This window comes from Actinacidiphila cocklensis (assembly GCF_907177275.1).
Classification (GTDB): Bacteria; Actinomycetota; Actinomycetes; order Streptomycetales; family Streptomycetaceae; genus Actinacidiphila; species Actinacidiphila cocklensis.
Genome location: NZ_CAJSLV010000059.1, coordinates 321,143 through 345,491, shown reverse-complemented (window position 1 = coordinate 345,491; position 24,349 = coordinate 321,143). Strand labels below are relative to the sequence as shown.

Annotated in this window: 27 protein-coding genes; 14 read left to right on the top strand and 13 right to left on the bottom strand. The window is 73.7% G+C overall.

Annotated elements, in window-relative coordinates; translation table 11 throughout:
* Window positions 1-945, bottom strand: a complete 945-nt coding sequence (gene pip / locus NFU81_RS20845; protein WP_251492103.1) for a prolyl aminopeptidase — start codon at window positions 943-945, stop codon at window positions 1-3.
* 155 nt (window positions 946-1,100) lie between these two features.
* Here pip and NFU81_RS20840 point away from each other — a divergent pair, with 155 nt between their 5' ends.
* The 3 genes from NFU81_RS20840 (at window position 1,101) to NFU81_RS20830 (ending at window position 3,969) form a co-directional block, all read left to right on the top strand.
* A complete protein-coding gene (locus NFU81_RS20840; RefSeq protein WP_251492101.1) occupies window positions 1,101-2,807 on the top strand; it encodes a SpoIIE family protein phosphatase in 1,707 nt (568 codons plus the stop codon).
* A gap of 64 nt (window positions 2,808-2,871) precedes the next feature.
* Window positions 2,872-3,375, top strand: a complete 504-nt coding sequence (locus NFU81_RS20835) for a DnaJ family domain-containing protein (RefSeq protein WP_251492099.1) — start codon at window positions 2,872-2,874, stop codon at window positions 3,373-3,375.
* A 12-nt stretch (window positions 3,376-3,387) separates the two neighbouring features.
* The gene (locus NFU81_RS20830; protein ID WP_251492097.1) at window positions 3,388-3,969 is read left to right on the top strand and encodes a hypothetical protein; all 582 of its coding nucleotides are present in this window, start codon (window positions 3,388-3,390) and stop codon (window positions 3,967-3,969) included.
* Between the two features lie 15 nt (window positions 3,970-3,984).
* Here NFU81_RS20830 and NFU81_RS20825 read toward each other — a convergent pair whose 3' ends face one another.
* Window positions 3,985-5,067: a TolB-like translocation protein gene (locus tag NFU81_RS20825; RefSeq protein WP_251492095.1), complete on the bottom strand. Its 1,083-nt coding sequence runs from the start codon at window positions 5,065-5,067 to the stop codon at window positions 3,985-3,987.
* A 273-nt stretch (window positions 5,068-5,340) separates the two neighbouring features.
* Between NFU81_RS20825 and crcB (NFU81_RS20820) the strand changes: the two genes are divergently transcribed.
* The 4 genes from crcB (NFU81_RS20820) to NFU81_RS20805 are packed head-to-tail and all read left to right on the top strand — an operon-like array spanning window position 5,341 to window position 6,857.
* Window positions 5,341-5,769, top strand: a complete 429-nt coding sequence (gene crcB, locus NFU81_RS20820; RefSeq protein ID WP_251492093.1) for a fluoride efflux transporter CrcB — start codon at window positions 5,341-5,343, stop codon at window positions 5,767-5,769.
* Window positions 5,770-5,783: 14 nt separating this feature from the next.
* Window positions 5,784-6,173: a DUF190 domain-containing protein gene (locus NFU81_RS20815; RefSeq protein WP_251492189.1), complete on the top strand. Its 390-nt coding sequence runs from the start codon at window positions 5,784-5,786 to the stop codon at window positions 6,171-6,173.
* Entirely contained in the window at window positions 6,170-6,544 is a 375-nt protein-coding gene (crcB, locus tag NFU81_RS20810; protein WP_251492091.1) for a fluoride efflux transporter CrcB, read from the top strand. The genes NFU81_RS20815 and crcB (NFU81_RS20810) overlap by 4 nt, the downstream gene beginning before the upstream one ends.
* Before the next feature lie 40 nt (window positions 6,545-6,584).
* A complete protein-coding gene (locus NFU81_RS20805) occupies window positions 6,585-6,857 on the top strand; it encodes a hypothetical protein (protein WP_251492089.1) in 273 nt (90 codons plus the stop codon).
* Between the two features lie 67 nt (window positions 6,858-6,924).
* On the opposite strand, the gene NFU81_RS20800 is transcribed toward NFU81_RS20805, so the two are convergent.
* Window positions 6,925-7,428, bottom strand: a complete 504-nt coding sequence (locus NFU81_RS20800) for a DUF5949 family protein (protein ID WP_251492087.1) — start codon at window positions 7,426-7,428, stop codon at window positions 6,925-6,927.
* Between the two features lie 179 nt (window positions 7,429-7,607).
* On the opposite strand from NFU81_RS20800, the gene NFU81_RS20795 reads away from it, so the two are divergent.
* Window positions 7,608-7,883 (top strand): chaplin, encoded by a 276-nt coding sequence (locus tag NFU81_RS20795; protein WP_251492085.1) that lies wholly within the window; start codon window positions 7,608-7,610, stop codon window positions 7,881-7,883.
* Window positions 7,884-8,208: 325 nt separating this feature from the next.
* Here the strand turns inward: NFU81_RS20795 and NFU81_RS20790 are convergent, their stop codons facing one another.
* Window positions 8,209-9,078, bottom strand: coding sequence for a tyrosinase family protein (locus NFU81_RS20790; RefSeq protein ID WP_251492072.1), 870 nt, complete (start codon window positions 9,076-9,078; stop codon window positions 8,209-8,211).
* A 15-nt stretch (window positions 9,079-9,093) separates the two neighbouring features.
* Window positions 9,094-9,507: a tyrosinase cofactor gene (locus tag NFU81_RS20785; protein ID WP_251492070.1), complete on the bottom strand. Its 414-nt coding sequence runs from the start codon at window positions 9,505-9,507 to the stop codon at window positions 9,094-9,096.
* A gap of 404 nt (window positions 9,508-9,911) precedes the next feature.
* Between NFU81_RS20785 and NFU81_RS20780 the strand changes: the two genes are divergently transcribed.
* Entirely contained in the window at window positions 9,912-11,348 is a 1,437-nt protein-coding gene (locus NFU81_RS20780; RefSeq protein ID WP_251492068.1) for a glycoside hydrolase family 26 protein, read from the top strand.
* A 27-nt stretch (window positions 11,349-11,375) separates the two neighbouring features.
* Here the strand turns inward: NFU81_RS20780 and NFU81_RS20775 are convergent, their stop codons facing one another.
* The 8 genes from NFU81_RS20775 to NFU81_RS20740 form a co-directional block, all read right to left on the bottom strand.
* Window positions 11,376-12,605, bottom strand: coding sequence for a GNAT family N-acetyltransferase (locus NFU81_RS20775; RefSeq protein WP_251492066.1), 1,230 nt, complete (start codon window positions 12,603-12,605; stop codon window positions 11,376-11,378).
* Window positions 12,602-13,201 carry a lipopolysaccharide biosynthesis protein gene (locus tag NFU81_RS20770; protein ID WP_251492064.1) on the bottom strand — a complete coding sequence of 200 codons (600 nt, stop codon included), beginning with the start codon at window positions 13,199-13,201 and terminating at the stop codon, window positions 12,602-12,604. Before NFU81_RS20770 ends, NFU81_RS20775 begins: the two co-directional genes overlap by 4 nt.
* A gap of 8 nt (window positions 13,202-13,209) precedes the next feature.
* Window positions 13,210-14,328: a glycosyltransferase gene (locus tag NFU81_RS20765; RefSeq protein WP_251492062.1), complete on the bottom strand. Its 1,119-nt coding sequence runs from the start codon at window positions 14,326-14,328 to the stop codon at window positions 13,210-13,212.
* A gap of 426 nt (window positions 14,329-14,754) precedes the next feature.
* Window positions 14,755-15,489 carry a polysaccharide deacetylase family protein gene (locus NFU81_RS20760; protein ID WP_251492060.1) on the bottom strand — a complete coding sequence of 245 codons (735 nt, stop codon included), beginning with the start codon at window positions 15,487-15,489 and terminating at the stop codon, window positions 14,755-14,757.
* Entirely contained in the window at window positions 15,479-17,122 is a 1,644-nt protein-coding gene (locus NFU81_RS20755) for a lipid II flippase MurJ (RefSeq protein WP_251492058.1), read from the bottom strand. Before NFU81_RS20755 ends, NFU81_RS20760 begins: the two co-directional genes overlap by 11 nt.
* Window positions 17,119-18,453 (bottom strand): O-antigen ligase family protein, encoded by a 1,335-nt coding sequence (locus NFU81_RS20750; RefSeq protein WP_251492056.1) that lies wholly within the window; start codon window positions 18,451-18,453, stop codon window positions 17,119-17,121. The genes NFU81_RS20755 and NFU81_RS20750 overlap by 4 nt, the downstream gene beginning before the upstream one ends.
* A 7-nt stretch (window positions 18,454-18,460) precedes the next feature.
* Window positions 18,461-20,083 carry a sugar transferase gene (locus NFU81_RS20745; RefSeq protein ID WP_251492054.1) on the bottom strand — a complete coding sequence of 541 codons (1,623 nt, stop codon included), beginning with the start codon at window positions 20,081-20,083 and terminating at the stop codon, window positions 18,461-18,463.
* Window positions 20,080-21,300 (bottom strand): glycosyltransferase, encoded by a 1,221-nt coding sequence (locus tag NFU81_RS20740; protein ID WP_251492052.1) that lies wholly within the window; start codon window positions 21,298-21,300, stop codon window positions 20,080-20,082. Before NFU81_RS20740 ends, NFU81_RS20745 begins: the two co-directional genes overlap by 4 nt.
* Before the next feature lie 377 nt (window positions 21,301-21,677).
* Between NFU81_RS20740 and NFU81_RS20735 the strand changes: the two genes are divergently transcribed.
* The 5 genes from NFU81_RS20735 (at window position 21,678) to NFU81_RS20715 (ending at window position 24,332) form a co-directional block, all read left to right on the top strand.
* A complete protein-coding gene (locus NFU81_RS20735; protein ID WP_251492050.1) occupies window positions 21,678-22,088 on the top strand; it encodes a rodlin in 411 nt (136 codons plus the stop codon).
* A 282-nt stretch (window positions 22,089-22,370) separates the two neighbouring features.
* Complete coding sequence (locus tag NFU81_RS20730) at window positions 22,371-22,610, top strand: chaplin (protein WP_251492048.1); 240 nt, start codon at window positions 22,371-22,373, stop codon at window positions 22,608-22,610.
* 131 nt (window positions 22,611-22,741) lie between these two features.
* Window positions 22,742-23,287, top strand: coding sequence for a chaplin (locus NFU81_RS20725; protein ID WP_251492046.1), 546 nt, complete (start codon window positions 22,742-22,744; stop codon window positions 23,285-23,287).
* Between the two features lie 177 nt (window positions 23,288-23,464).
* Window positions 23,465-23,803, top strand: a complete 339-nt coding sequence (locus NFU81_RS20720) for a hypothetical protein (protein WP_251492044.1) — start codon at window positions 23,465-23,467, stop codon at window positions 23,801-23,803.
* A 121-nt stretch (window positions 23,804-23,924) separates the two neighbouring features.
* On the top strand, window positions 23,925-24,332 hold the full coding sequence (locus NFU81_RS20715) for a rodlin (protein ID WP_251492042.1): 408 nt from the start codon (window positions 23,925-23,927) through the stop codon (window positions 24,330-24,332).
* Window positions 24,333-24,349 lie beyond the last annotated feature (17 nt).

Sequence of the window (24,349 nt, the reverse complement as noted above, 5' to 3'; positions counted from 1 at the left end):
TTACCGAGTGGCGTACGCCGCCAGGGCCGCCCGTACGCTCGCGCTCATCGTGGCGCTGCCCTTGTGGCCGGAGTCGTCCACCACGGTCAGCCGGGCGTCCGGCCAGCCGCGTACGAGGTGGTACGCGGTGTCCACCGGCGAGCTGAGGTCGAGCCTGCCGTGGAAGAGGGCGCCGGGAATGCCGGTGAGCCGGGCGGCGCCGTCGATCAGGGCGCCCTCCGGCAGCCAGGCCCCGTGCGAGAAGTAGCGGCTCGTGATGCGCACCATCGCCAGCTTCGCCGTGGAGGGGCGGTCGCTGTAAGGGCGCGGGCCGCCGCTCGGTTCGAGCGAGAGCACCGCGTCCTCCCAGGTGCACCAGTCGGCGGTGGCGCGCTCCCGTACGGCCGCGTCCGGGTGCTCGGTCAGCGCCGCGTACGCCGCGACCACGTCCTGCGGTGCCACGCCGGGTCCCGCGCCGTCCCTGAAGCGCTCCCATTCGCCGGGGAAGAACCGGCCCACGCCCCGGTAGAGCCAGTCGGTCTCGGCGCGGCGGGTCGTCGTCACCCCGTTGATCACGATCTCCGTGACCCGCTCGGGGTGCCGCTGCGCGTACGCCAGGATCAGCGTCGAGCCCCACGACCCGCCCATCAGCAGCCAGCGCTCGATGCCGAGGTGGCGGCGCAGCTGCTCCATGTCGGCGACGAGGTGGTCGGTGGTGTTGTGCGCGAGGTCCGTGGCAGGGTCGGACGCGTGCGGAAGGCTGCGGCCGCAGTTGCGCTGGTCGAACAGGACCGCGCGGTAGGCCTGCGGGTCGAAGAGGGTGCGGTGTCCCGGGGTGCAACCCGAGCCGGGGCCGCCGTGCACCACGAGCGCGGGCTTCCCCGCGGGATTGCCGCACTGCTCCCAGTAAACGAGGTTGCCCTCGCCGACGTCGAGCATCCCGTGGTCGTAGGGCTCGCTGTCCATGACGTCCCGCCTTCCGCTGTGCGGCGCGGTTTGCCGCGCCCGTAGATGGTGCCGCCTCCCGTGGGGATCGGCCACGGCTTTCCGCCCGGAGGGCGGATCGGGGCGGGGGCGCGCACTGTGGAACGTAGGTGAGGACGCTGCGAGGAGGGACGGGGATGGACGGCGACCCTCCGGCGGACGCCGGTGCGTGGGCGTGGGGCGCGCTGCTGAACGGCACCGAGGCCGGCGTCGCCGTGCTCGACACGGACCTGCGCTACGTGTACGTCAACCCGGCGCTGGCCTGCATGAACGGGCTGGACGCGGACGCGCACATCGGGCGGACGATCCGCGAGATCGTCCCCCTGGTGGACGTCGGCGTGGAGACGCTGCGCCAGGTCCTCGCCGACGGCCGCGCCCGCGAGATGGTGTCGAGCGGGCAGACCCGTGCGGACTCGCCGCACCGGGTGCGGGTGTGGCGCGGCTGCTACCACCGGCTGGAGGACGAGCAGGGCCGGGTCCGCGGCGTGGGCGCGGTGATCTTCGAGGTGAGCGCGGACAGCGAGGCGCAGGCGGAGCTGGAGCGGGCCAGGGAGCGGCTGCAGCTGCTGGACACCGCGGCGGTGCGCATCGGGCAGACCCTGGAGATAGACCGCACCTGCCAGGAGCTGTGCGACCTGCTGGTCGAGGTCATCGCGGACGTGGCCACCGTGGAGCTGCTGGAGATGCAGGGCGGCGAGGGCCGCCGCCCGCCGCCCGAGGGGATGCTCCGGATGCGCCGGGCCGCGATGGCGGCGGTGCCGCGGCTGCACGAGTCGGTGCAGCAGTTCGGTGTGGCGGGCGAGCACGTCGACTACCAGCCGGGCTCGGCGATCCCGCGCTGCCTGGAGACCCGGCGCCCGATGATGTACAACGTGCCGGCCGACGCCGACCTGGCCCGTTCGGCGCCGAACGCGGAAAGGGTGGAGGCCTACCGCGCGACGGGCATCCACTCGGGGCTCGTGGTGCCGCTGGCGGCGCGCGGGGCGCAGCTCGGCACGGTCACGCTGATCAGGGCCGGCTCGTCGCCGCCCTTCGACGACGAGGACATGGCGGTGGCGGGGGCGCTCGCCGACCGGGCGGCGATCAGCATGGACAACGCCCGCCGCTACAGCCGCGAGCACGGCATCGCCGTGGAACTGCAGCGGGCGCTGCTGGCCGCGCCCGGTGTCCCGCATCCGCAGCTCGACGTCGCCACCCGCTATCTGCCGGCCGGTGCGATGGATCTGGTGGGCGGCGACTGGTTCGACACCCTGGCGCTGCCGTCCGGGATCACCCTGCTGGCGATGGGCGACGTCATGGGCCACGGCGTGGAGGCGGCCGTGGAGATGAGCCACTACCGGTCGATGCTGCGGGTGGTCGCGGGCGAGGGCGATCCGCCGGACCGCATCCTGCGCCGGATGGACAAGCTGCTGGCGGCCGCGGGCACCGAGCGGCCCGCGACGTGCCTGCTGGCGCTGGCCGACCCGGTGCGCGGCGGCTGCTGGTTCGCCAACGCCGGCCACCTGCCGCCCGCCCTGGTCACCCCTGACGGCCGTGTGCGGCTGCTGAACGTCCCGCCGGGACCGCCGCTGGGCGCGGACCTGCGCGGGCAGTACGAGGCGGTGTACGTACGCTGGCGGGCCGGCGACACGCTGCTGCTCTACACCGACGGCCTGGTCGAGCGGCGCAACGAGGACATCGACACGTCGCTGGGCCGGCTGGCAGGGATCGAGCTGCCGCACGCGGCAGGGCCGCTGGACGCGCTGCTCGCCCGGGTCGTGCACCAGGTGGCGCCGTCCGCGGCCGAGGACGACGTGGCGCTGCTGGCCGCCCGCGCAAGGCCGCCTTCCGCGGCGCACTTGTAGCCTGGAGGCGTCGTCGCGTGCGTCCCGGTTTTCGGGGGCCGTGCGGGAGCGGGAGGAGTGCGGCATGACCGAGCGCAAGCCGCCCGGCGTCTCCTGGGAGACCTGGGCCGACAAGCAGATCCGCGAGGCCGAGCGGCGCGGCGAGTTCGCGTCGCTGCCCGGAGCGGGCAAACCGCTGCCGTCGCTGGACGCGCCTTACGACGAGTTGTGGTGGGTCCGCGGCAAGATGCAGCGGGAGGGCCTGTCCGCGCTGCCGCCGTCGCTGGTGCTGCGCAAGGAGGCCGAGGACGCGATGGAGGCCGTCGGTCGGGCGGCCACCGAGGCGCAGGTGCGGCAGATCGTCGGGGAGATCAACGACAAGCTGCGGGAGGCGCTGCGGCGGCCTCCCGAGGGGCCTGCGCTGGGCCGCGGGCTGTTCGACACCGAGCAGGTCGTCGCCGACTGGCGGGCCGCGAGGGCCGCGGCGGCCGAGGCGGAACCAGCTCCGCCGCCTCAGGCGCCCGAGGCGCCCGCGCGGGGCGGCAGGGGCGGTCGGGGCGGGCTGTTCCGCAGGCGCCGTTCCGCCTGATAAGCAAGGCGGATGCGCTTCGAAACCGTGCCCATGCCGCAGTCGGTGGAGGAAAGGCCGCGCGATGTCCGCGGCTATCCCGTGCCCGCCATCACTCCGTGGGAGGGCGACCAGCCGCAGTTCGCGCTGACCGACTACGACCGCAGTGCGAACTGCGCCAGGCAGCGGCTGTGTTCCGTGTGCAATGTACTGATGCCGCGCGGCCCGGTCTGGCGCGTGGTGGGCGGGCCGGAAAGCGCGGCAATAGGCGAGGCGCTGGCCGCGGGACGCCCGTACCGCAACATGGCGCCCACCCTCGAAGGCCCGGGGCACCGGGCGTGCATGCTCTACGCCTCGATGGTGTGCCCGTATCTCGCCAGGCCCAACGCCCGCCGCGGCACCAGCGCGCAGACCCCGGACGACATGACGTCGCATGTCGTCCGGGGTGCGGTGCGCGGTTCGATGGGCGCGGTGGTCGGTTTCGCCGACTACGAGTTCGCGGTGAGCGCCTCGCAGGTGGTCTTCCGTTTCGTCGACGTCGTGGAATTCCTGCCGCATGACGTCGCCGACGCGCATCTCGACGAGCTGCGGGCGGAGTTGGCCAAGGGCCGGTAGGGTCGCTGGGGGCGGTCAGGCGCGGTAGGCGGGCAGGCCCACGTAACCCGACACCTTGACCGGGGCCTTGGAGCCGTCGGCGGGCAGCGTGACGATGCCGTCGGGGGTGCGGGCGGCGATGGTCCTGCCGTCGGCGGAGAAGGCCGGCTCGGTGTAGTCGGTGGTGGCGTTCGGGGTGAGGTCCTTGAACGTCGGGCCGTTCGTCCCCGGCGTCTCCCGGAAGAGGTGGTCGTGGCCGCCGACGGAGCGGACGAAGACGAAGCCGTCGTCGTCGACCGGCGCCGCCGCGGGCTCGGAGCCCTTGGTGATGGCGGCGCCCTGCTGCCGCAGGTAGTCGTCGCGGATGTAGACCATTCCGTCGCCGCTGTTGGCGTAGACGGAGGTGCCGTACGTGCCGCCCCCGCTGGGCCACGCGTTGCCGGTCTGCGGCAGCGGCTTGATGTTCTCGCCGGACTCGTGGCCCAGGCCCAGCACGGTGGGCGTGGCATTGTGCCCGGTGGCGGGGACGCCGTAGAGCTTGGACACACCGTCCTTGCGGCCGGCGAAGAACAGGTTGTCCAGCTTCGGCAGGCCGTTGGCGGTGTCGGCCTTCCTGACCTGCCACGTCGGGTGGGACCAGTTCTGGCCGCCCGGGTTCTTCGCGACGACCGTGCGGCCGCTGCCGTCCGGGTTGCTGACGACGAGGTCGCCGTCGCCGTCCACGAAGGCGGCCTTCCTGCCGTCGGGCGACCAGGCCAGGTCGCGCACGGCGGTGCCGAAGTCGACGCGGGTGCCGTTCATCACCACGAAGCGGGTGCCGTCGCTGATCGTCAGGCCGTTGTGCGCGGTGCCGTTGAGCGGCGGGGCGGCCTTCGGCGCCGTACTGGCAATGGGCTTTGCGGCGTTCCCGTTGCCGCCGCTGCTCCCCTTGCTGCCGTTGCTGCCCGTTCCGCTTGTGGTGCCGTTGCCGTTCGCGGTGCTCGTCGCCGAGGGGTTGGCGCCGTCCGCGCCGGTGGCGTCCTCGGGGCCGCAGGCGGTCAGCATCAGGCCGAGGCCGGTGATGCCCGCGGTGAGGGCGATGGCGGTGGCGGTCGTGCGGCGCATGGTGCGAGCAGGCATGGTGGTGTCCCCCTGGAAAAGCGTGAAGTCGGCTCCGCGGCACGTTCGTCGGCCTGCGGTACTCAAAGAATGGGCCGGGAAGATCCCCCTCCTGTCCGCCCGTTGTCACGTGCGTGCAACAGCGCTTTCGCCCTCTGTAACGCCGCCCGTTCCCGCACGGAACGGCGGTGCGCCCGCCCCTTGGCCGCGCCCTGTGGGTTGCCCGCAATGAGCCGGGTATCGCGCACTACGCTGGCCGTCCCGACGGCAGCGAGCAGCAGGAGAAGCCCGACCATGCAGGCGCAGCACCGGCCAGGCCTCATGCACGACCAGTGGCCCGTCGTCGCGGTGGTCGCCGCCGGCGGCGCCGCCGGGGCCTGCGCCCGATACGGCGCCGCCCTGCTGTGGCCGCAGACGCCCGGCACATTCCCGTGGACGACGTTCTGCGTGAACATCTCCGGATGCGCCGTCATCGGCGTCTTCATGGTGGTGATCACCGAGGTCTGGGCGGCGCACCGCCTGGTGCGGCCCTTCTTCGGCACCGGGGTGCTCGGCGGCTACACCACCTTCTCCACCTACGCCGTCGAGATCCGCCGCCTGACCGACGCCCACGAGGCCGCGACCGCCTTCGGCTACGCCGCCGCGACCCTTGCGGCGGCGCTCACCGCGGTGTGGAGTGCGGCGTGGGCGACCCGCCGAGTGCTCGCGCGGAGGGCACGATGAGGGATGTGACGACCATGGCGACCGAGGGGTCGGACAACGACGGTGGCGGTGAGCGGCTGCTCTCGGGCGCCGCGCTGCGGATGACGGTGCTGCTCGGCGAGAGCGACCGGTGGCACCACAAGCCGGTCTACACCGAGATCGTGCACCGGGCGCAACGCGCGGGGCTGGCCGGCGCCAGCGTCTTCCACGGCATCGAGGGCTTCGGCTCGTCGTCGCTGATCCACACCTCCCGGCTCCTCTCGCTCAGCGAGGACCTGCCGGTGGCCGTGGTCGTCGTCGACACCGAGGAGCGCATCCGCGGCTTCCTGCCGGAGCTGGACGAACTCGTCGGCGCAGGACTGGTGGTCCTCGACGCCTGCGAGGTCGTCCGGCACACCGCGCAGGCCGGCGGTGCCGCGACGTGAACTGGCTGCTGGTCATCGCGGGCGCGGCAGTCGGGGCGCCGATACGCTACCTGACCGACCGGGCGATCCAGTCCCGGCACGACTCGGTCTTCCCCTGGGGCACCTTCACCGTCAACATGGCCGGCTGCCTCATCCTCGGCACCCTCACCGGCGCCGCCATCGAGGGCGCCGCGTCCTCGCACCTGCAACTGCTCGTCGGCACCGGCCTGTGCGGCGCGCTGACCACGTACTCGACCTTCTCGTACGAGACGCTGCGGCTTGCACAGAGCGGCGCGAAGGCGTACGCGGCGGGCAACGCCCTGCTCAGCGTGGCCGGCGGGCTCGGCATGGCCTTCGCGGGGGTGACGCTGGGCACCACCGTGTGGGGGTGACCCGGCGTGCCCTGGGGGGCGGCCACTCGTTGGAAGGACCATGAACGTACGCCGAATCCTCAGCAAGGCGGCGGCAGGCTCGGTCCTGCTCGTCGCCGCCACGTCCGCGACCGCGGCGGCGCAGGCCGCCGACCTCGGCAACACCCTCAGCGGTACGGCGGTGACCGCCCAGACCGCCGGTGAGCAGGCCACCACGGCCACCGAGGGAGTGCTCGAGCAGTCCGGCGTGGGCCAGAAGGTCACCGCCGTCCGGAAGGCCGTGCAGGCCGGCACAGACGCCGTCAGCGCAGGCAACGAGCTGGTGAACCCGTAGGCCCCGGCGGTTCGTCCCGTCCCGCCCGACGTCCCGCCCGACATCCCGTCGGGCGGGACTCGGCCGTTCAGGTCGTGAGCGAGCCCACCGGCACCAGGCAGTGTGCGGCGGTGCGCAGGACGTCCTCGTCCGCCGCGAAGGCCTGCAGCGCCGCCTCGGTGACCGCACGGCCTGGTACGGCCTCGGGCCAGGGCCGGCTGGCGAGGATGACGTAGACCGTTCCGCGGGCGCGGGCGGCCGCGACCCACTGCTCGGGGACGGGGGACGCCACGTGCAGGTACGGCATCGTCAGCACCGCCTTGCCGCCCTCGACCAGCACCTTCACCGGGGACTTCGGCACCTGGGCGACATCGAGGACGGCACCGCCGACCGGCAGCCCCGCCTCCTTGGCGACGGTCAGAGCGGCCTCTTCCGAGCCCTCGCGGCCCGCCACGCCGTCACCGAGGGTGTAGGCCATCAGGAATGCCATGTCGCGGCCGTCGTCCTGGCTCTCGCCGGCCCACGGAATCACCACGAGCGTGCCGAGACGGCTCATCAGTGAGGTGCCGGATGAGGTATTGGTCTGGGTCATGCGCCGGACCCTAACGGCCGTACGTGCCGTGCAGCCGCCTATGTCACTCCTTCGGAGTAATCCGATACGGAATTACCGATTCAGCGCAACCTGCGTGACTATTTGTGATCTCCCCCCGTTGCCCAGAGCGTCAAAGCCGCGGTTTTCTGCGGCTGCTTATTCGTCTCAGGGAGATCTTGATGTCGCGTATCGCAAAGGCTGCGGCTATCACCGCCGCCGCGGGTGCCGTTCTGGCCGCGGGTGCCGGGATGGCCGCAGCCAACTCCGGTGCCCAGGGTGCCGCGGTCGGTTCCCCGGGCGTGCTGTCCGGCAACCTGGTCGAGGTCCCGGTGCACGTCCCGGTCGACGTCTGCGGCGACTCCGTCAATGTGATCGGCCTGCTGGACCCGGCGTTCGGCAGCCACTGCGCGAACGTGGACGCGGCCACCACCACGGTCACGGACGCCGCCTGGTAGTTCGCGCACCACTGCGGCCTCCCGTCACCTTGCGTGCGGGAGGCCGTTTCATGCGCCGTCAGCCCGGTGTTTGGTGGGTCGGTCTTCCTGCTCGGTTTCTGCGCGGGCGGTCTCGTTCCTCGGCCGACCGCTCCGCAACCTCGGGCGTCAGCCCGGTGTTTGGTGGGTCGGTCTTCCTGCTCGGTTTCTGCGCGGGCGGCCTCGTCCCTCGGCCGACCGCTCCGCAACCTCGGGCGTCAGCCCGGTGTTTTGCGGGTCGGTCTTCCTGCTCGGTTTCTACGCGGGCGGTCTCGTTCCTCGGCCGACCGCTCCGCAACCTCGGGCGTCAGCCCTCCTCGTACGTGTAGAACTGCCGGTGGTCGAGCACCGCGGACGGCTTGACCGCGAAGGGCGGCATCGGCTCGTTGAGGCTGACGACCCGGCCGTGCTCCGGGTCGTCCGCCGCCAGCGGCTGGGCGGGCAGATACGCCGACTTCGGGTGCAGGCGCTGCCAGCGCACCCAGATCAGGTCGATGAAGGCGTGGTGCAGCCAGAAGATCGGGTCGTTCGGCGAGGCCGCGCCGACCATGTGGCCGCCGACCCACTGGTGCACCCGGTTGTGCAGATAGCCGCCCATGCTCTCGCTGACCGTCCAGCCCTCGATCTCGTTGCGGAAGCCCTCCGTGTCCGGCGCGGAGTTCCACGGGTCCGTGTCGTACGTCGCGATCTCCAGCGCGTCGCTCAACTCGGCCTCGGTGGGCAGCACGATGGGGCGGTCGGGCCGGCCCAGGTTGCGGGTCAGGTACTTCTCGTCGGTGACGCCGTAGGTGATCGGCCAGGCGCCCGCCTGGTACGCGAACGGCCCGGTCATCACCTGGCCGTCGCTGTCCCGCCCGTTGCCGCCCATGAAATCCGCGGCCCACAGCGCGGACGTCGGCTGGTTGTCCGTGGTCCAGTCCCAGTACGGGAGGGTGACCTGGGGGTCGATCGTCTGCAGTTCGCGCTCGAACACCAGCAGGAACTGCCGGTGCCAGGGGAAGAACGTCGGCGCCATGTGCGCCATCCGCAGCCCGCTCTCACCGTCGGCGGCGAAGTACTCGGCGTGCAGCCGCACGTACTTGTCGTAGCTGCCGGAGCGTTTGAGTGCGATGACCGCCTTGACGAAGCGGGCGCGCTGGCTGCTGGTCAGATTCCTTTGATTCACACGGGTGTACACCGGTCCCGGCCCCGATCAGTGGTGGTGCTCGGTGGTCATGGACAGCTCGGCACGCCCGATGACGTCGACCGCGGCCCTGGCGGTGGCCAGCGGCGTCGTATAGGGCTGGTAGTGGTTGGCCACGCTGATCCAGCTGCCGTCTACCCGCCGCATGACCTGCAAGGGCTTCCCGTCGACCTTGATGGCCACGCCCTCGGCGCCGGCGTCGGGGAAGCCCTGGATGCGGCGACCGCGGTAGACCTCGTCGAAGAGCGCCGGCACCGCGCCGGGCGCGAGCGGCGCCTGCGGTGCGCCGTCGGCCCCCGCGCCGTCGGGGGCGACGTTCGCACGCTGCTGACCTGTCGTCAGCATCGGCCGCAGCGCCGCCGCGGTCCCCGACACCGCGGCGACGGCCGTCACGCCCGACCTGATCATCCGTCTGCGTGTCACGGAGGAGCGCTGGGATCTCCCGCGGCTTTTTCCTGTGGCATCGGATTCGCCCATGGCCGACTCCTCTCGTCTGTTTGTGATCGATCGGGCTGCCGAACAATCATGCAGCCGTAGGGGTGAGAAACCGCGGATTATCGGTGAGTACTGACCGGAAAATCATCCACCCGAGTGATGTTCTCCTCGGCTCCTTGCCGGCACGTCCGCACCGATATTGACGATACGTCGGAATCACCGGGCGTGTCGTATTCCGTCATACGTGCGAGACATGACGACGCCTATGGCGCATCTCAGAGCGCGCATCAATTCCTCATACGTTATGACTGGCCAAGAGGAGGGCACGCTCACCGCCCGTGCCCGTGCGTGATGGCGCTCCGGCGCCCACGCCCGACGAGCAAGGAGTGACCATGGCCAACCGGCGCCAATGGACGGCAGGCACGGGCGTCGGGGCCGCCGTTGCCGCCCTGCTGATGACCGGTCTGACGACGAACGCGCTCGGCTCCGCCTACCCGAGCGCCCGGCTCCCGTCCACCCACCCCGTCGACCTCCCGTACCTGGGTGCCTTCACCGACTCGGGCGCCCCCGGCGTGCAGGCCGTCGCCGGCCTGCAGAAGTGGCTCGGCGGCACACCGGTACGGGTCGGCCACACCTACCTGCCCGGCGACGACTGGGACGCCATCGAGGGCGAGCAGGACCTTCTGCAGCCGTGGGCGGACTGGCGGCGCGCGGACCCGACCCGGCTGTTCGTGCTCAATGTGCCGATGCAGGAGCGCAACGAGGAGCACCTCGACGACAGTGAGGTCCGCTCGCTGATCCGGCAGGGCGCGAGCGGTGCCTTCGACCAGCACTACACCCGGCTGGCCGAGCACCTGGTGGAACTGGGCGTGCCCGACACCGTGGTCGTGCTCGGCTGGGAGATGAACGGCACCACGTACTCCGACCGCTGCGGCCCCGACCCGGAGGGGTGGAAGACGTACTGGAACCGCATCGTCGCCGCCATGCGCGCGGTGCCCGGCCAGAACTTCCGCTTCGACTTCGCGCCCAGCCGCGGCACCGACGACGTCCCGTGGACCGAGTGCTACCCCGGCGACGACACGGTCGACGTCATCGGCATGGACTCCTACGACCAGCCGTCGGGCGAGGACTTCTCCGAGCAGGTCAGGCAGCCGTACGGGCTCCAGGCCCAGGTCGACTTCGCGGCCGCGCACGGCAAGCGGGTCTCGTACCCGGAGTGGGGGCTGTTCAGAAGCGGCGACAACCCGCAGTACATCGCGGCCATGCTGCAGTGGATGAGCGACCACAAGGCGCTCTACCAGACCGTCACGGACTACTGCCCGCACGGCGTGTGGCAGTGCTCGGAGAACCCGAGGTCGTCGGAGGTCTACCGCTCGATGCTCTACGGCCGCAACACCCGCCCCGTGCCCGCGGCGACACCCACGGCGACGCCGACGTCCACTGTGCGGCCTACGCCTACGCCTACGCCTACGGTGACGGCGACATCTACGCCGACGCCTGGTACGACGCCGACCCCGACGCCGACGCCTACTGTGACGCCGACGCCCATTGCCAAGCCGACGCCTCCTGCGAAGCCGAGCCCGGTCGTCACCAAGCCGACGAAGCCGACGACCGTACCCACCGTCGTGCCGACCAGGCCCGCCCCGTCCGTGACGCACGCGCCGCCGCCGGGGGCCGCTCCCGTGCCGAAGCCGTCCTCCCTTGTCGAGGCGTGCCTGCCGCTTCAGCTGACCGAGGAGATGAAGAAGCAGTACGCGAGCGGCGAGGTGTGCTTCCGCCTCACCCCGAAGCCGGAGAAGCCGTCGAAGCCGTCGAAGCGGACCGGCTGACGAGGGCTCTGCCGCCGCGTCGCCGTGTCACGCCCGCCGCGCCCGCAGGTCGTTCAGCCGGGCACGCCAGGCCCTGAGGGCGGGCAGCCGGGCCGCGGCGGCGCGGGCCAGGCGGGTGCGGGCGGCGGCCAGGGCGTGGCGTGCGTGGAGGACCGGTGCGAGCGGGCGGCCGGCCAGCAGCAGCCGCTCGTTGGCCAGGTGCTCGGGCCGCCAGTGGAATTTGTGCGGCTCCGCGCCCCGCAGCAGCGTCAGCACCGGCCGTCCGGCGCCGGCCGTATGGCGTACGCCGTGCCGCAGCAGCAGCGTCGTCACGTCGATCTTCGTGCCGCGCAGGTCCGGGTGGGCGCCGTAGAGGTAGCCGCCGGCCATGGCGGGTGACAGGACGGTCAGGTTCGCGGCGACCACTGTGCCGCCGATGCTGAACTCGGTGACCACCGCCTCGTCCGCCGCGACCATCGCGGCCGCGGCCCGCGCCAGGTGCTCGGCGAACCGCGGCCGCACGTGCTCGGGCGTCACCCCGCGGCCCTGCCACTGCAGATGGTGCAGCCGCAGCAGGGTGGCCACCGCTTCCGGCACCTCGTGCGCGGGCACATCCCGCTCGGCCACCCCTGCCGCGTCGAGCTTGCGCAGCTTGGCTCTGATGCGCTGCCCCTGGGAACTCCCGACCCGCGCGATCAGCCCGTCCATCGGCAGTCCTGGCAGTTCCAGGCACACCGAGGCGGCCGCCCGGCGCTTGGGCCCGCGCCACGCCTCGTACATTGCCAGGGCCGCGCCGCCCGGCCGCACCTCGGGCAGGTCGACCACCGCCCCCCGTGCGGCCCGCCGCACGCCCCGGGTGAGCGCGGCGGTGACCTCGGCGTCAGGCAGGCCGTTCCCGGCGGCGCTCACCAGGACGTCGGTGTAGTCCGTGATCCTGCCGCCGAGCGGCCGTACCACCGGCAGCGGGCGGTACGTCCGCAGCAGCGGCGCCGCACCCACGAGCACGCCCTGCCTGTGCACCAGGACCACCCGGAGGCGGTCCCGGCGGGTGGCGTAGGACAGCCACCAGGAGTGCAGCCAGGCGTGGCTCTGGAAGGGCGTCGCCTGCGTGCAGCGCCCGTGCAGCGCCGCCCACTCGGCGGCGAGCGCCGCGAACTCCCGCGGGTCGCGGCAGACGGTGACGGCGAGGTCGCCGGCGCCGGTGTGTCCGCGTCCCTGGTCGGGGGCGGCCGCGGACGTACCGGGACGCCCTTGCGCGAGGCCGTCGGCGAGGGTCATACGGTCTCCCGCGTCGCGAGCGCGTGTGACGGTGACGGTACGGCGGCCGGCGCGTCCGTGTCCTCGCGGCGGGGCGCGGGGCGCACCAGGAGCACCAGCGCGCCCAGCAGGCCGCCCGCGCTCGCGCCCACCGCCGCGGACAGGGCCGCGGACGGGGAGGCGGGGGAGGCGGGCGCCGAGGCCGGTGAGAGGACCAGCAGGCGTACGCCCGTGCTCGGGGCGGTGCGGTTGCCCGTCGCGGTGAGGGACCGGGCCACGGCGTTGGCGTAACGTGCCGCGGCCGCGCCGCTCGACGCCGTACCGGTCACCGAGATCATCGGTGCGTCGGGCGAGGTCTGCGCCTGGACGTGCCCGCGCAGCCGGTCGGCGGGCGCCCCCGCGGCGGCCTGCGCCCCGGCCAGCACCGCGGAACCCGTCACCACCCTGCCGTACGCCTGCGCGAAGCCGAGTGCCGTCGGCGAGTCGGCGTGGTCGGGTACGACCATCACGTAGCTGGTCGCGGCATATTGCGGCGTCGCGGCAATTCCGTAGCCGAGGCCGCCCAGCAGGCCGATGCCGAGGCCCAGCGGGAGCGGGAGCCAGCGGGGTGCCTTCATGCGTGTGCTCATTTCTTCGTGGCGGACGCGAGAGCCGAGGCGTAGAGCGCCAGGACGCGGTCCGCGGTGTGGGCGATGTGGTATTGGTCGACGGCCGCCGGCACCGGCAGCCGCGCCGGGCCGCCCGCCTGGCGCTGCCGGCCGATCGCCGCGGCCAATTGCCGCGGGTCACCGCCGATCCGGCGCGCGCCGGGCGCGTCGTGCGGCGGCAGGTCCTCGATCGCCGGGCAGGCCGCGTAGAGCACCGGCAGCCCCGCTGCCAGCGCCTCCACCACGGCCAGCCCGAAGGCCTCCTCGGGGCTCGGCGACACGAACAGGTCGGCTGCCGCCAGCACTTCCGGTACGTCCGGGCCGCCGTCCTGGGCGCTCACCACGATGACGCGGTCCGCCGCGCCCAGGTCGGCGGCGAGCCGCAGCAGGTTGCCGCGCTCGGGGCCGTCTCCCGCGATCAGCAGGAATGTGCCGGCGTTCGCGGCGGCCGCGCGGACGAGCAGGTCGAAGCGCTTGGCCGGTACGAGGCGGCCGACGCCCGCGACGGTGTAGGCCGCGGGCGGCAGGCCCAGGAGCCCGCGCACCGCCGAGCGGACGGCGGGGTCGTGGCGGAAGCGGGACGGGTCGATGCCGTTGGGGGCGAGGTGGATGCGGTCGTCCGCGACGCCCCATGCGCGCAGCCGCCGCACGACCGTCGCGGACACCGCGGCCGTACCGGTGCCCATGCGTTCCGTCGCGCGGTAGAGGGCGCGGGTGCCCGCGCTCAGCGGCCTTCCCTCGATCTGGGAGTCCCCGAGCGAGTGCTCGGTCGCCACCACCGCCCTCACGCCCGCCAGGCGGGCGGCGACCCTGCCGTACACGCAGGCGCGGTAGAGGTGGGTGTGCACCAGGTCGAATCCCCCCGACCTGATCAGCCGCGCCAGGCGCGGTACCGCGCGCAGGTCCCGGTTGCCCGCCATGCCGAGGTGGGTGACGCCGGTGCCGTCCGACCTGATGCCGTCTGCGACGGGGCCGGGGTTCGTCAGCGTCACGACATGGCACGTCGCTCTCTCCGGCGGCAGGTGCCGCAGCAGCAGCCGCAACTGCTGTTCGGCTCCGCCGATCCCGAGCCCCGTGATGACGTGCACGACCTTCACTGCTCGCGCCCTTCCGGGCGGCGCCCGCGGGCGGTCGCGGTGAGTACGCCTCCGCGGGTGCGCTGTGGTTCGTCGCGCAGTTCCCCGCGCCCCTGGGGGCGGTTGCCGACCGTGCGTACATGGCGGTCCGCGGTGGCCTGTCGCGCAGTTCCCCGCGCCCCTGAGGCGGTTGCGCTGGTTCCGCACCCGACGGCCGGCCTCGGCCGCGACGGTGCGTCGGACGGCAGACGACAGCGGTCACCCCCAGGGACGCGCGCAACCACGACGGTGAGGAGCTGTGGTTGCCGGCGGACGTGCCCCGAAGAGGCGCGGGGAACTGCGCGCTCAGCCGGCACGGCGGGGAAGCGCGGGGGACGGCGGCCGCCGGAAGGGGCGCGAGGAGGCGCGGGGTACCGGCACGTACACGCCCGGCCGCCGCGGTAGCGGTCACGCATGGAGGGCCTCCCGCACCGCGGGGAAGGCGTGGAGGAGGCGCTTGACGCGCAGACGTGTGGACGAGTCGCGGTCGCCGACGTATGTGCGGGCCAGCGCGAAGGTCCCGGTGAGCGGCCCGGGCGCGACACCGCACGCGTAGGCGTACCCCGCGGAGCGCACCACGCGCACGGCCCGGGCGTCCACCGCACCGTACGGGTAGCAGAAGCCGTCCGGGGCACGCCCGGTGATCTCGGCGATCAGCGCGCGGCTGTCCGTGGCCTCGGCGGTGAGCCGTTCCTCGTCGACCGCGTCCGACGTGAGGTCGGTGTGGAGGAGCCCGTGCGACCCCACCTCCATCCCGGCGGAGGCGACCGCCCGGATGCCCTCGGCAGTGAGCAGCGGTTTGCGCGGCCCTTCTGCGTCCCACGCGTTGGTGCCGCCGAGCCGCCCGGGCAGCACGAAGACGGTGGCGCGGTGGCCGTGCCGGCGCAATAGCGGCACCGCTGTGGTGAGGAAGTCGGCGTAACCATCGTCGAAGGTGAGCCCGACCAGCCCGCGGCCGCGCCCCTCCGCCCGGGCGGTGAGGAGCTCGCCGACGCCGACGCCGGTCAGGCCGCACCGCCGCAGCCAGGCCAGTTGTGCGGCGAGCCGCTGCGGGCTGACGGTGACGAGGTACGGGTCGTCGCGGCAGTCGGCGACGGAGTGGTACATGAGCACCCAGGGGGCGGGCGCGGCGTCAGGCGGCATGGGGCAGGCTCCGTACGGGTGCGCCGACCGCGGCGGCTGCGGCGGCGAAGGCGAGCGGGACGGTGAGGCAGCAGGCTGCCGCGACGAGCGCGGCGGGGGCGGACGAGGGCAGCAGCCGGGTGGTGCACCACCCGGCACCGGTGGCGGCGGCCGCGGCCAGTACGTAGCGGGACACGGCCGAGGCGAGGGCGCGTACGCGGACGGGCACGGCGCGGGCGGGCAGCCCGCGCAGCAGCAGGGCGGCGGTGAGGCTGATCCCCGCGGCATTGCCGGCCGCGACGCCGTACGCGCCCCACGCGGTGACGGCGGCGGCGTCGGTCACGACGGTGAGGCCGAGGCCCGCGGACATGGCGGCGACGGGGTACCAGGTGGGCCGACCCGCGGAGAAGTAAGCGCGGATGAGTGCGCCGACCAGGCTCTGCCCGAGCAGCCCGAGCGCGTAGACCCGCATGACGGCGGCGGTCGCGGCGGTGTCGGCGGCGTCGAACGCGCCGCGCTGGAAGAGGGCCTGGACGATCTGCGGCGCGCAGGCGACGACGTAGGCGGTGCCGAGCAGGACGAGGACGCAGGCGAGGGTGAGGTCGCGCTCGACGCGCTGCCTGGCGCGCTCGCGGTCCCCTGCGGCGAGGGCGCGCGCGACGACGGGGAAGGTGACGGTGCAGACCATGAGCGACAGCACCATCGGCAACTGCGCGATCTTCTGCGCGTAGTTGAGGTGCGAGATCGCCCCCGCGGGCAGCCCTGCGGCGAAGAACCGCTCGGCCAGGACCTGCGCCTGCCGCTCGACGGCGAACACGACGACCGGGACCACCACCCCCACCCCGACCGCCGCACCCACCCGCCGCGAGGGCGCCCGGCTGCCGGGCGCGTCCGCAGGGCCGGGCGCGTCCGCAGGGCCGGGCACGTGGGCACGCGGGAGCTCGGCCACCGGATGGGCCGCGGGGAGCGGAGGGCGGCGCAGCATGCGGAAGAAGGCGGGGAGTTGGACCAGGGCCATCGTCGCGCCGCCGATCGCCACGCCCGCCGCTGCCGCGCGCACGCCCCAACGGGCGTGGAAGGCCAGCAGGGTGGTGATGATCGCGGCGTTGTAGGCGACGTAGATGGCGGCGGGGGGGAGGAAGCGGTGGTGGGCGCGGAGGGCGGCGCTCAGGTAGCCGGCGAGGCCGAAGGTGAGGAGCGTGGCCGCGGTCAGGCGGGTGCAGGTGACGGCGAGGCGGGGGTCGGCGAGGCCGGGGGCGAGGAGGCGGACGACGAGCGGGGCGGCGGCGTACAAGCCGGCGGTGGCGGCGGCGAGGAGTGCGGCGATGCGCGGCAATGTGCCGCGGACAAGCGCGTGGGCGCCGCCCTTGGCGAGAGCCGCGCTGAAGGCCGGGACGAGCAGCAGCGCCATCGCGTCCTCGATGAGGACGGTCGCGGCCAGTTCCGGCACCGTCCATGCGACGAGGAAGGCGTCGCTGGCCGCGCCCGCACCGAACAGCCGCGCGATGACCTGGTCGCGTACCAGCCCGAGCGCGGAGCCGGCCGCGGTCAGTCCCGCGGTCAGCGCGGCGGCCCGCGCCACGAAGCCGCGCGGCGGCCCCGCGTGCCGCGGCCCGGAGCGCGGCCGCGGCGGTACGCGGACGAGGTCGGTCACCGGGCGCCGCCGTCCTCCGGGTGCAGCGCCCACCACGCGGCCAGGCCGAGGAGCAGCGCGGTCAGTACGGTCGACGGGCCGCCGATGTCGGCGTAAAGGAAGTCGACGCACTGCCAGAGCAGCAACCCGGCCGCGACGAGCCCCGGACCGGGCACCCGCCGCCCGGGGGCGGTTCGCAGCCGGCGCAGGCCGAGCGCGAGGACGGCCGCCCAGCCGCCGGTCAGGAGGGTGCAGCCGAGCAGGCCCTGCTCGCTCAGCGTGAGCAGGTACATGTTGTGCGGCGAGAGCAGGGGTTCGCGCGCGAAGCCCTGCCCGGCGCCTGCCGTGTCGCTCGCCGACGACAGGCCGAGCCCGGCGTGGCCGTCGCGTTCCGCGGGGAAGCGCTTCAGGCCGACTCCGGTGACGGGGTGTTCGCGCCACATGCCCAGGGCCGCGGTCCACAGGGTGTACCGGTCGGTGACGGAGGGGTCGGGGGCGTCGGTGACCCGGGTGATGCTGGCGGCGCGTTCGCTGATCATCTGGGACCCGACGCCGAGGCCGCCGACGGCGACGACGGCGCCCGCGGTGAGCGCGGCCAGCACGCGCAGCGCCTGGCGCCGGCCCGCGAGCAGGATCATCGCCGTGCAGGCGACGGCGGTGGCGATCCACGTACCGCGGCTGAAGGACACGGTGAGCGGGACCACGAGCAGTGCGGCGCAGCACATTGCCGCGGGCCGCAGCCAGCGCGGGGCGCCGGGCGGCGGCGGTACGAGGGCGTAGCCCACGGCGATCACCAGCCCGTACGCCACGACGGTGGCCATGCCCATCACGTCGGACGGGCCGAAGGTGCCGACCGCGCGGATGTCCTCGCCCATGTACGACGCCCCGCTCGCCGTGGCGTACTGCCACGTGCCGATCGCCCCCTGCACCAGGGCGAGCAGCACGATCGCGGCGGCGACCACGGCGAAGTCCCGGCGGTCGCGCAGCAGCAGGACCACGGCGGCGGGCACGGCGACGAACACCTGCACATAGCGCAGGAATCCGGCGAGCCCCGCTCCCGGGTCCAGCGAGGTCGCGGCGGCCGCCGCGAAGCCGACCACGGGTGCGCCGAGCACAGCGGCCGCGGCCGGGGTGAGGGGGCGGGCGCGGTCGCGCAGCAGCCGTACCGCGGCGGTCGCGACGAGCACCGCGGAGGCGGCGTCGGCCGGGGTGACCTTGCCCGAGGTGCTGACGTCGCCGGTGGCGACGGGCGCGGCCAGCAGCAGCACGGTGGCGAGGGCGGGCAGCAGCGGGGCGAACCGCCGCAGCCGGTGCAGGGTGAGCGGCGCAAGCGCCGCCGTGGCAAGGGCCATGGGCCGGTCAGCTCCCGCCGCAGCGGAACAGCGTGGCGGCGGTCCGCAGCAGGATCGACACGTCCTGCCACAGCGTCCAGCTGTCGATGTAGTGGTTGTCGAAGCGCGCGCGGTCGGCGATCGAGGTGTCGCCGCGCAGGCCGTGCACCTGGGCGAGCCCGGTGATGCCGGCGGGCATCCGGTGCCGGTCGGTGTAGCCGGGCAGGGTCTGGCTGAACTGCGTGACGAAGTACGGGCGTTCCGGTCGCGGCCCGACCAGGCTCATGTCGCCCCGCAGGACGTTCCACAGCTGCGGCAGCTCGTCGAGGGAGGTGCGGCGCAGCAGGCGTCCCGCGCGGCTCATCCGGCGGTCGTCGGCGACGCTCCACCGGGTCGCGGACTCGTGGTCGTCGGCGGGGCGCAGCGTGCGGAACTTCAGCAGCGTGAACGGCCGCCCGTGCAGCCCGATCCGCTCCTGCCGGAAGATCACGCCGGGGCCGTCCGCCAGCCGTACGGCGAGCGCGCACGCGGCGAGCACCGGCGTCAGGCACAGCAGCGCGGCGCCGGCCCCGGCCGCGTCCAGCAGGCGCTTGCCGCCGAGGGCGGTGCGGCTCGCGGTCGGCGGGTACGGTTCGAGCCTGCGGCACGGGTGGCCCCACAGGTGGCCGGTGCCGCCGCTCTTGCCGCGCCTGTCCCCGTCGACCTGCCACAGCCGGCAGCCCTGCGCGGCCAGCAGCCGTACGGTCGCGGTGGTCCTGGCGTCCAGCGCGGCGGGGCCGGCAACGACGGCGTCCCGCACGGCGTTCTGGACCACGGCTCGGGTGACGTCGCCCGGCGACGGCAGCACGGGCAGCACCGGCGGCGGCACGGGCGGCGCGGTCTTCGACGCGGCAATGTGCAGGGTGGGCGGCTCTGGGGGTTCCGGCGGCGCCGGGCGTACGGGGGCCGGCGCGGCGAGCCCCACCGGGCGCATCCCGTACTCGCGGCGGGCGTGCAGGACCGCGGCGATCCGGGCCGCTGACGCCGCGTCGGCGCCGACGACCAGCGTCGAGGAGGGGCGCCTGCGGGCCATCCGGCGGCGCGTGCCGTAGACGGCGGCCCGCAGCCCGCACGCGACGGCCGCGGTCAGCACCACCGCGACGGGCAGCGCCGCCCAGCCGGGTGCCCAGGGACCCGCCACGGCGGCGAGCAGGCCCCAGGCCAGGACGGTGCGCCAGGCGAGCCCGGGCAGTTCCGCGAAGGCGCCGGGCGCGAAACCCGGCCGGTAGAGCCCGGCCCTGTGCTGGGTGAGGAGCAGGCACCCGGCGACCACGCAGCCGGCGAGCACCCCGCGCGGCACCGCGACCGCGGCCCCGGCGACGGCACCGGCGCAGTCCGCCGCGGCAAGCACTCCCCCGACCCGCTCCCGCGCCGCCCGGTGCCGCGGCTGCCCAACCCCCTGCCGGGGGAAGTGTGCCGGGGCGGGTACGGGCGCCGGGGCGGGGGCACTGCGGGCGACCGGGGAAGTCCGGGTGCCGGCGGGCTGACCCGCGGCGTAGGCGGGCGTCCGGTCGGCGGCGTTCGCGCCGGAGTCGTACGTCCGCGGAGCCAGCACCCGTTCGGGGTCGGGGCGGGTCGGGTCGCAGGTGCGGGGCGCGGGGTCGGGGATCACCGGGGGAGCCGCCGGGCGCGGGCGGAGCGGGGGAGCGCCAGCACGTCGCAGTAGACCGCGGTGGTCTCGGCCGCGGCTCTTGCCACGTCGTGCCGGTCGCGGGCGCGGGCCAGCGCGCGCAGCGACGCCGCCGTACGCAGCGGCCGGTCGTCCAGCAGCCGCAGCAGGGCCGCGGACAGGGCGGCGGCGTCCCCGACCGGGACGACGCAGCCGGCGGCGTCGTCCGGGTGGAGGGCTTCGCGGGCGCCGCTGACGTCGGTGGTCACCACCGGGCGCCCGCAGGCCATCGCCTCCAGCGGGGCGAGCGCCATGCCCTCCCACCGGGAGGGCAGCACGACGACGTCCGCGGCCCTGTACCACGGCAGCGTGTCGCGGGCCGCGCCCGCGAGCAGGACGCCCGGGGGCGCGTCGAGCAGCAGCCGGCGGTGGTCGGGTCCGTCGCCGACCAGGACGAGGCGGGCCTGGGGAAGGGCCGCGGAGACCGCGGGCCAGGCCCGCAGCAGCACGTCCTGGCCCTTCTGCGGGCACAGCCGCCCGACGCACACCACCAGCGGCGTCCGCGGCCCGGCGTCGGACAGCGCGGGCAGCGCGACCCTGACGGCGTCGCGGTCGGGGGCGGGGGTGAAGCGGGCGAGGTCGACGCCGTTGCGCACCACGGACCATCGGGCGCGTACCCCGGCCTGCCGCCCGGCCCGGCACTCGGCCTCGCTGACGCACAGCACCCGGTCCGCCCAGCGGGCCGCGTACCGCTCCCAGTTCCGTGCGGCCGCGGCGGTCGCGCCGCCGACGGCGTCGAAGGACCAGGCGTGCGGCTGGAAGACGGTCGGCACCCGGCCGCGAACCGCGAGGCGTGCCGCCAGGCCCGCCTTGGCACTGTGCAGGTGCAGCAGGTCGGGGCGTACCGCACGCACCATGCGGGCCGCGGCCGCCACCTCGCGGGGGAGCGCGGGGCCGGGCGCGCGGCCGGCGGGCCAGCGGATCACCTGCGCGCCCGCGCGTGCGGCAGCCGCGGGCAGCGTGTCGGGCGCCGGTACCGCAGGGTCCCGCGCCCCGGACCGCCCCCGGGCGCCCGGTTCCGGGCAGCCGACGACGACCCGCGCTCCCGCACGCACCTGCGCGCGGACCAGGTCCGCCACGACGCGGGCCACCCCGCCCTCGACAGGCTGGGCCATGTGCAGCACCGTCAGCCCGGCAAGTCCGTCCTGCTGTTGCGGCATCGCGCGCCGTTCTCCCTCTACGAGCCCGTCAGACCCCGCCACTCGGTCCCCCCGGGCGGCTGCGTGGACCCGACGCGAAGCGAGTCGTCCAGGAAATCCCGGGAAACAGGAATGCACCGTGGCAGATGGCGCGTCGAAAATCACGTAAGCCGCGCGAGCGCCGGGCTTGTTCGGGCCTCTTATGACGATCACACCGGAGCGTTGTTGACGGCGTGTCATCCCGCTGACGGCGCACTCACCCCGGCCCCTGGTGCAGGCGAATGCAACGGTCGGCGGTAGCCGTTCGGGTGAAACGTCATTACTAAACGCACGTCATGGTGTTGGACAGGCCGACCGGTCTTACGAGGGCAATCCACCCAGTTCACAAAGGACACACCGTGATCAAGAAGCTCTTCGCCACGGCCGCCGTGGCCGTGTCCGTCGCGGGCGTCTCGGCGACGATCGCTCCGCAGGCGATGGCCATCGGCAACGGCACCGGGACCACGACCGCCAATGGCAACGGTTCCGAGCAGAGCTACGGCAACACCTACACCGGCGGCTACATGAGCCCGTCGTTCGCGCTGGTCCAGGGCTCGCTCAACAAGCCCTGCGTCGCCCTGCCGGCCAAGGCCAACCTCGGATCGCTCGTCGGCGGCATCCCGGTCAGCCTCCAGGACGTCAACGTCCTGTCGTCGCCGCAGAACCAGCAGTGCACCGAGAACTCGACCCAGGCCAAGGGCGACGAGCCGCTCTCGCACATCCTGGACAACATCCCGGTGCTGTCCGGCAACGGCCGCGGCAACAGCTGAGGGCGCGACGTCCCCACGGGCCGCCCGGTCCCCCCTTTCGCGGCTCCGCCCGCCGGTGGAAAACCAGCGGCCGGAGCCGTTCGTTTCACCTGGGAGGAAAATTCCGCCGCCCTCCATTCGAGTGATTGATGGCACTCGGGGAAGCGCGGGGAGTCACCTTCCGGCACCAATCGTCGTTTGACCTGTCGGCGCGGTGTGCAGGTGCCCGCGAAAAGCGAGTACTGCCGACACGAAATCCGTGACGGCGCGAGGCCGCCGCCGCCGGAAAAAAGGAGTAGAACAATGAAGAAGTTCACCAGGGCCGCAGCATTCACCGCCGGAACGGTCATCGCCGTCGGCCTCGCCACCCCGGCGTTCGCCAACTCCGACGCGAACGGCGTCGCCGACCACTCCCCGGGTGTCGTGTCCGGCAACCTCGTCGAGGTGCCGGTCCACGTGCCGGTCAACGCGTGCGGCGACACCGTCGACGTCATCGGCCTGCTGGACCCGGCGTTCGGCACCACTTGCGTCGACGCCGACTGACGGCTGAGGTCCCACCGGCCGGGCGCCACGCTCCGGCCAGATCCCGCCCGGGTCGAGTGCGCAGCACACCGGGCGGTTCTTCTTCCCCACCACCTTTTTGTACGAGTAGCACGAGCGGAGAAAATGAGTCGATGCGACGACAGATCCTGAGCCGTAGCCTTCTCACCGTTGCTGCCGCGAGCAGCATCCTTGCGGTGACGGGCGGCTATGCGAACGCGGACTCCGATGTACACGGGGGTCCTCACGGATCGGCCCGTTCGGCCACCGCCCAGGAGGAGGCCGATTCGCAGAGCGACGGCCATCCGTCCGGGGCGACTGCGCAGGGAATCACTCAGGGCTCCCCCGGGCTGCTGTCGGGAAACAGCTTGAGTCTCCCGATCGAGGCGCCGGTGAACGTCTGCGGCAACTCTGTTGACGCCGTCGCGCTGCTCGATGCGGTGAGTGGGGTTTCCTGTGCGAACGGCGAGGCGCCCACCACTCCCGCGGTGCCGGCACCGCGGGCACAGCCGCCGGCACCGGCCGCGGCACCCGAAGTGCACACGCAGCTCGCGGAGACCGGCGCGTCGGCCGGCACGGTGGGCACGGCGGTGGGCGCGGGGGCGGTGCTGCTGCTGGGCGGCGCGATGCTCTATCGACGCAAGTCCCGTGCGGTGCCCGTTCAGCGCGCCGGTTCGTGAGCGATTCCCGACCGTAGCGCCGCCCGGTGCGGGAGGTCACGCTCCCGCACTATCGGGTGATTACCCGGTTATGGGTCCGCGAACAGTTTCCGTTGGAAAACGTAGTCGTTGTCATTTCGAAGGAATTCGGCGCTACGGAAAGGCTGGCAAGTGAAGTACGCGAAGGCTGCAGGGGTTGTGGTCGGATCCATCATGGCGGTCGGCGTGGGTGCCCCCGCGTTCGCCGACACGGTGAACACCGACAACATGACCTCGATGCCCACCAGCATCAACGGTGGCATTGAGCAGGCGCTCAACGAGCAGCCGCTGCAGAAGGCCGCCGACGGCGCGCAGGTCGACTCCGCGCTGGACACTCTCGCCCAGGCGAGCGACCACCTCCGGGGCGACACTTCGGCCGACGCCCTCGTGGGCCAGGCGGGCCTGGTCGCCCAGGACGTCGCCAAGTCCGGTCTTGCCGATGCCGCGCCCGGTGCTGTGCTGCTCGGCGGGCTGCCGCTCAGCGCCCTCGGCCGCTGACGAGCGGTCACGCCCCGGGCGGCCCGGCAGCCGGCCCGGCCCGAACCGCCGGGTGCGGTCGACCGGAGCGCCCGGACCCTCCTTCCCAACCACGTACCATCCCACTGCAAGGGGACACCCAATGATGAAGAAGATGCTGGCCGGAGCCGCCCTCGCCGCCTCGGTCGTCACCGTCGGCGTCAGCGCCGGGCCGGCCATGGCGCTCGGCGACGAGTCGGGCACGACCACGGTCAACGGCAACGGCTCCGCCGAGAACTTCGGCAACACCGTGACCAGCGGTACCGAGAGCCCGCAGCTCGGCCTGGTCCAGGGCAGCCTGAACAAGCCCTGCGTCGGCCTGCCGGTCAAGGCGAACGTCGGCTCGCTGATCGGCCTGGTTCCGATCACCGCGCAGGACGTCAACGTCCTGTCGTCGCCGCAGAACGAGCAGTGCGCCGAGAACTCGACCCAGGCCAAGGGCGACGAGCCGCTGTCGCACGTCCTCAGCAACATCCCGGTCCTGACCGGCAACGGTGTCGCCAACGGCTGACGTTCCGCCCGCACCAC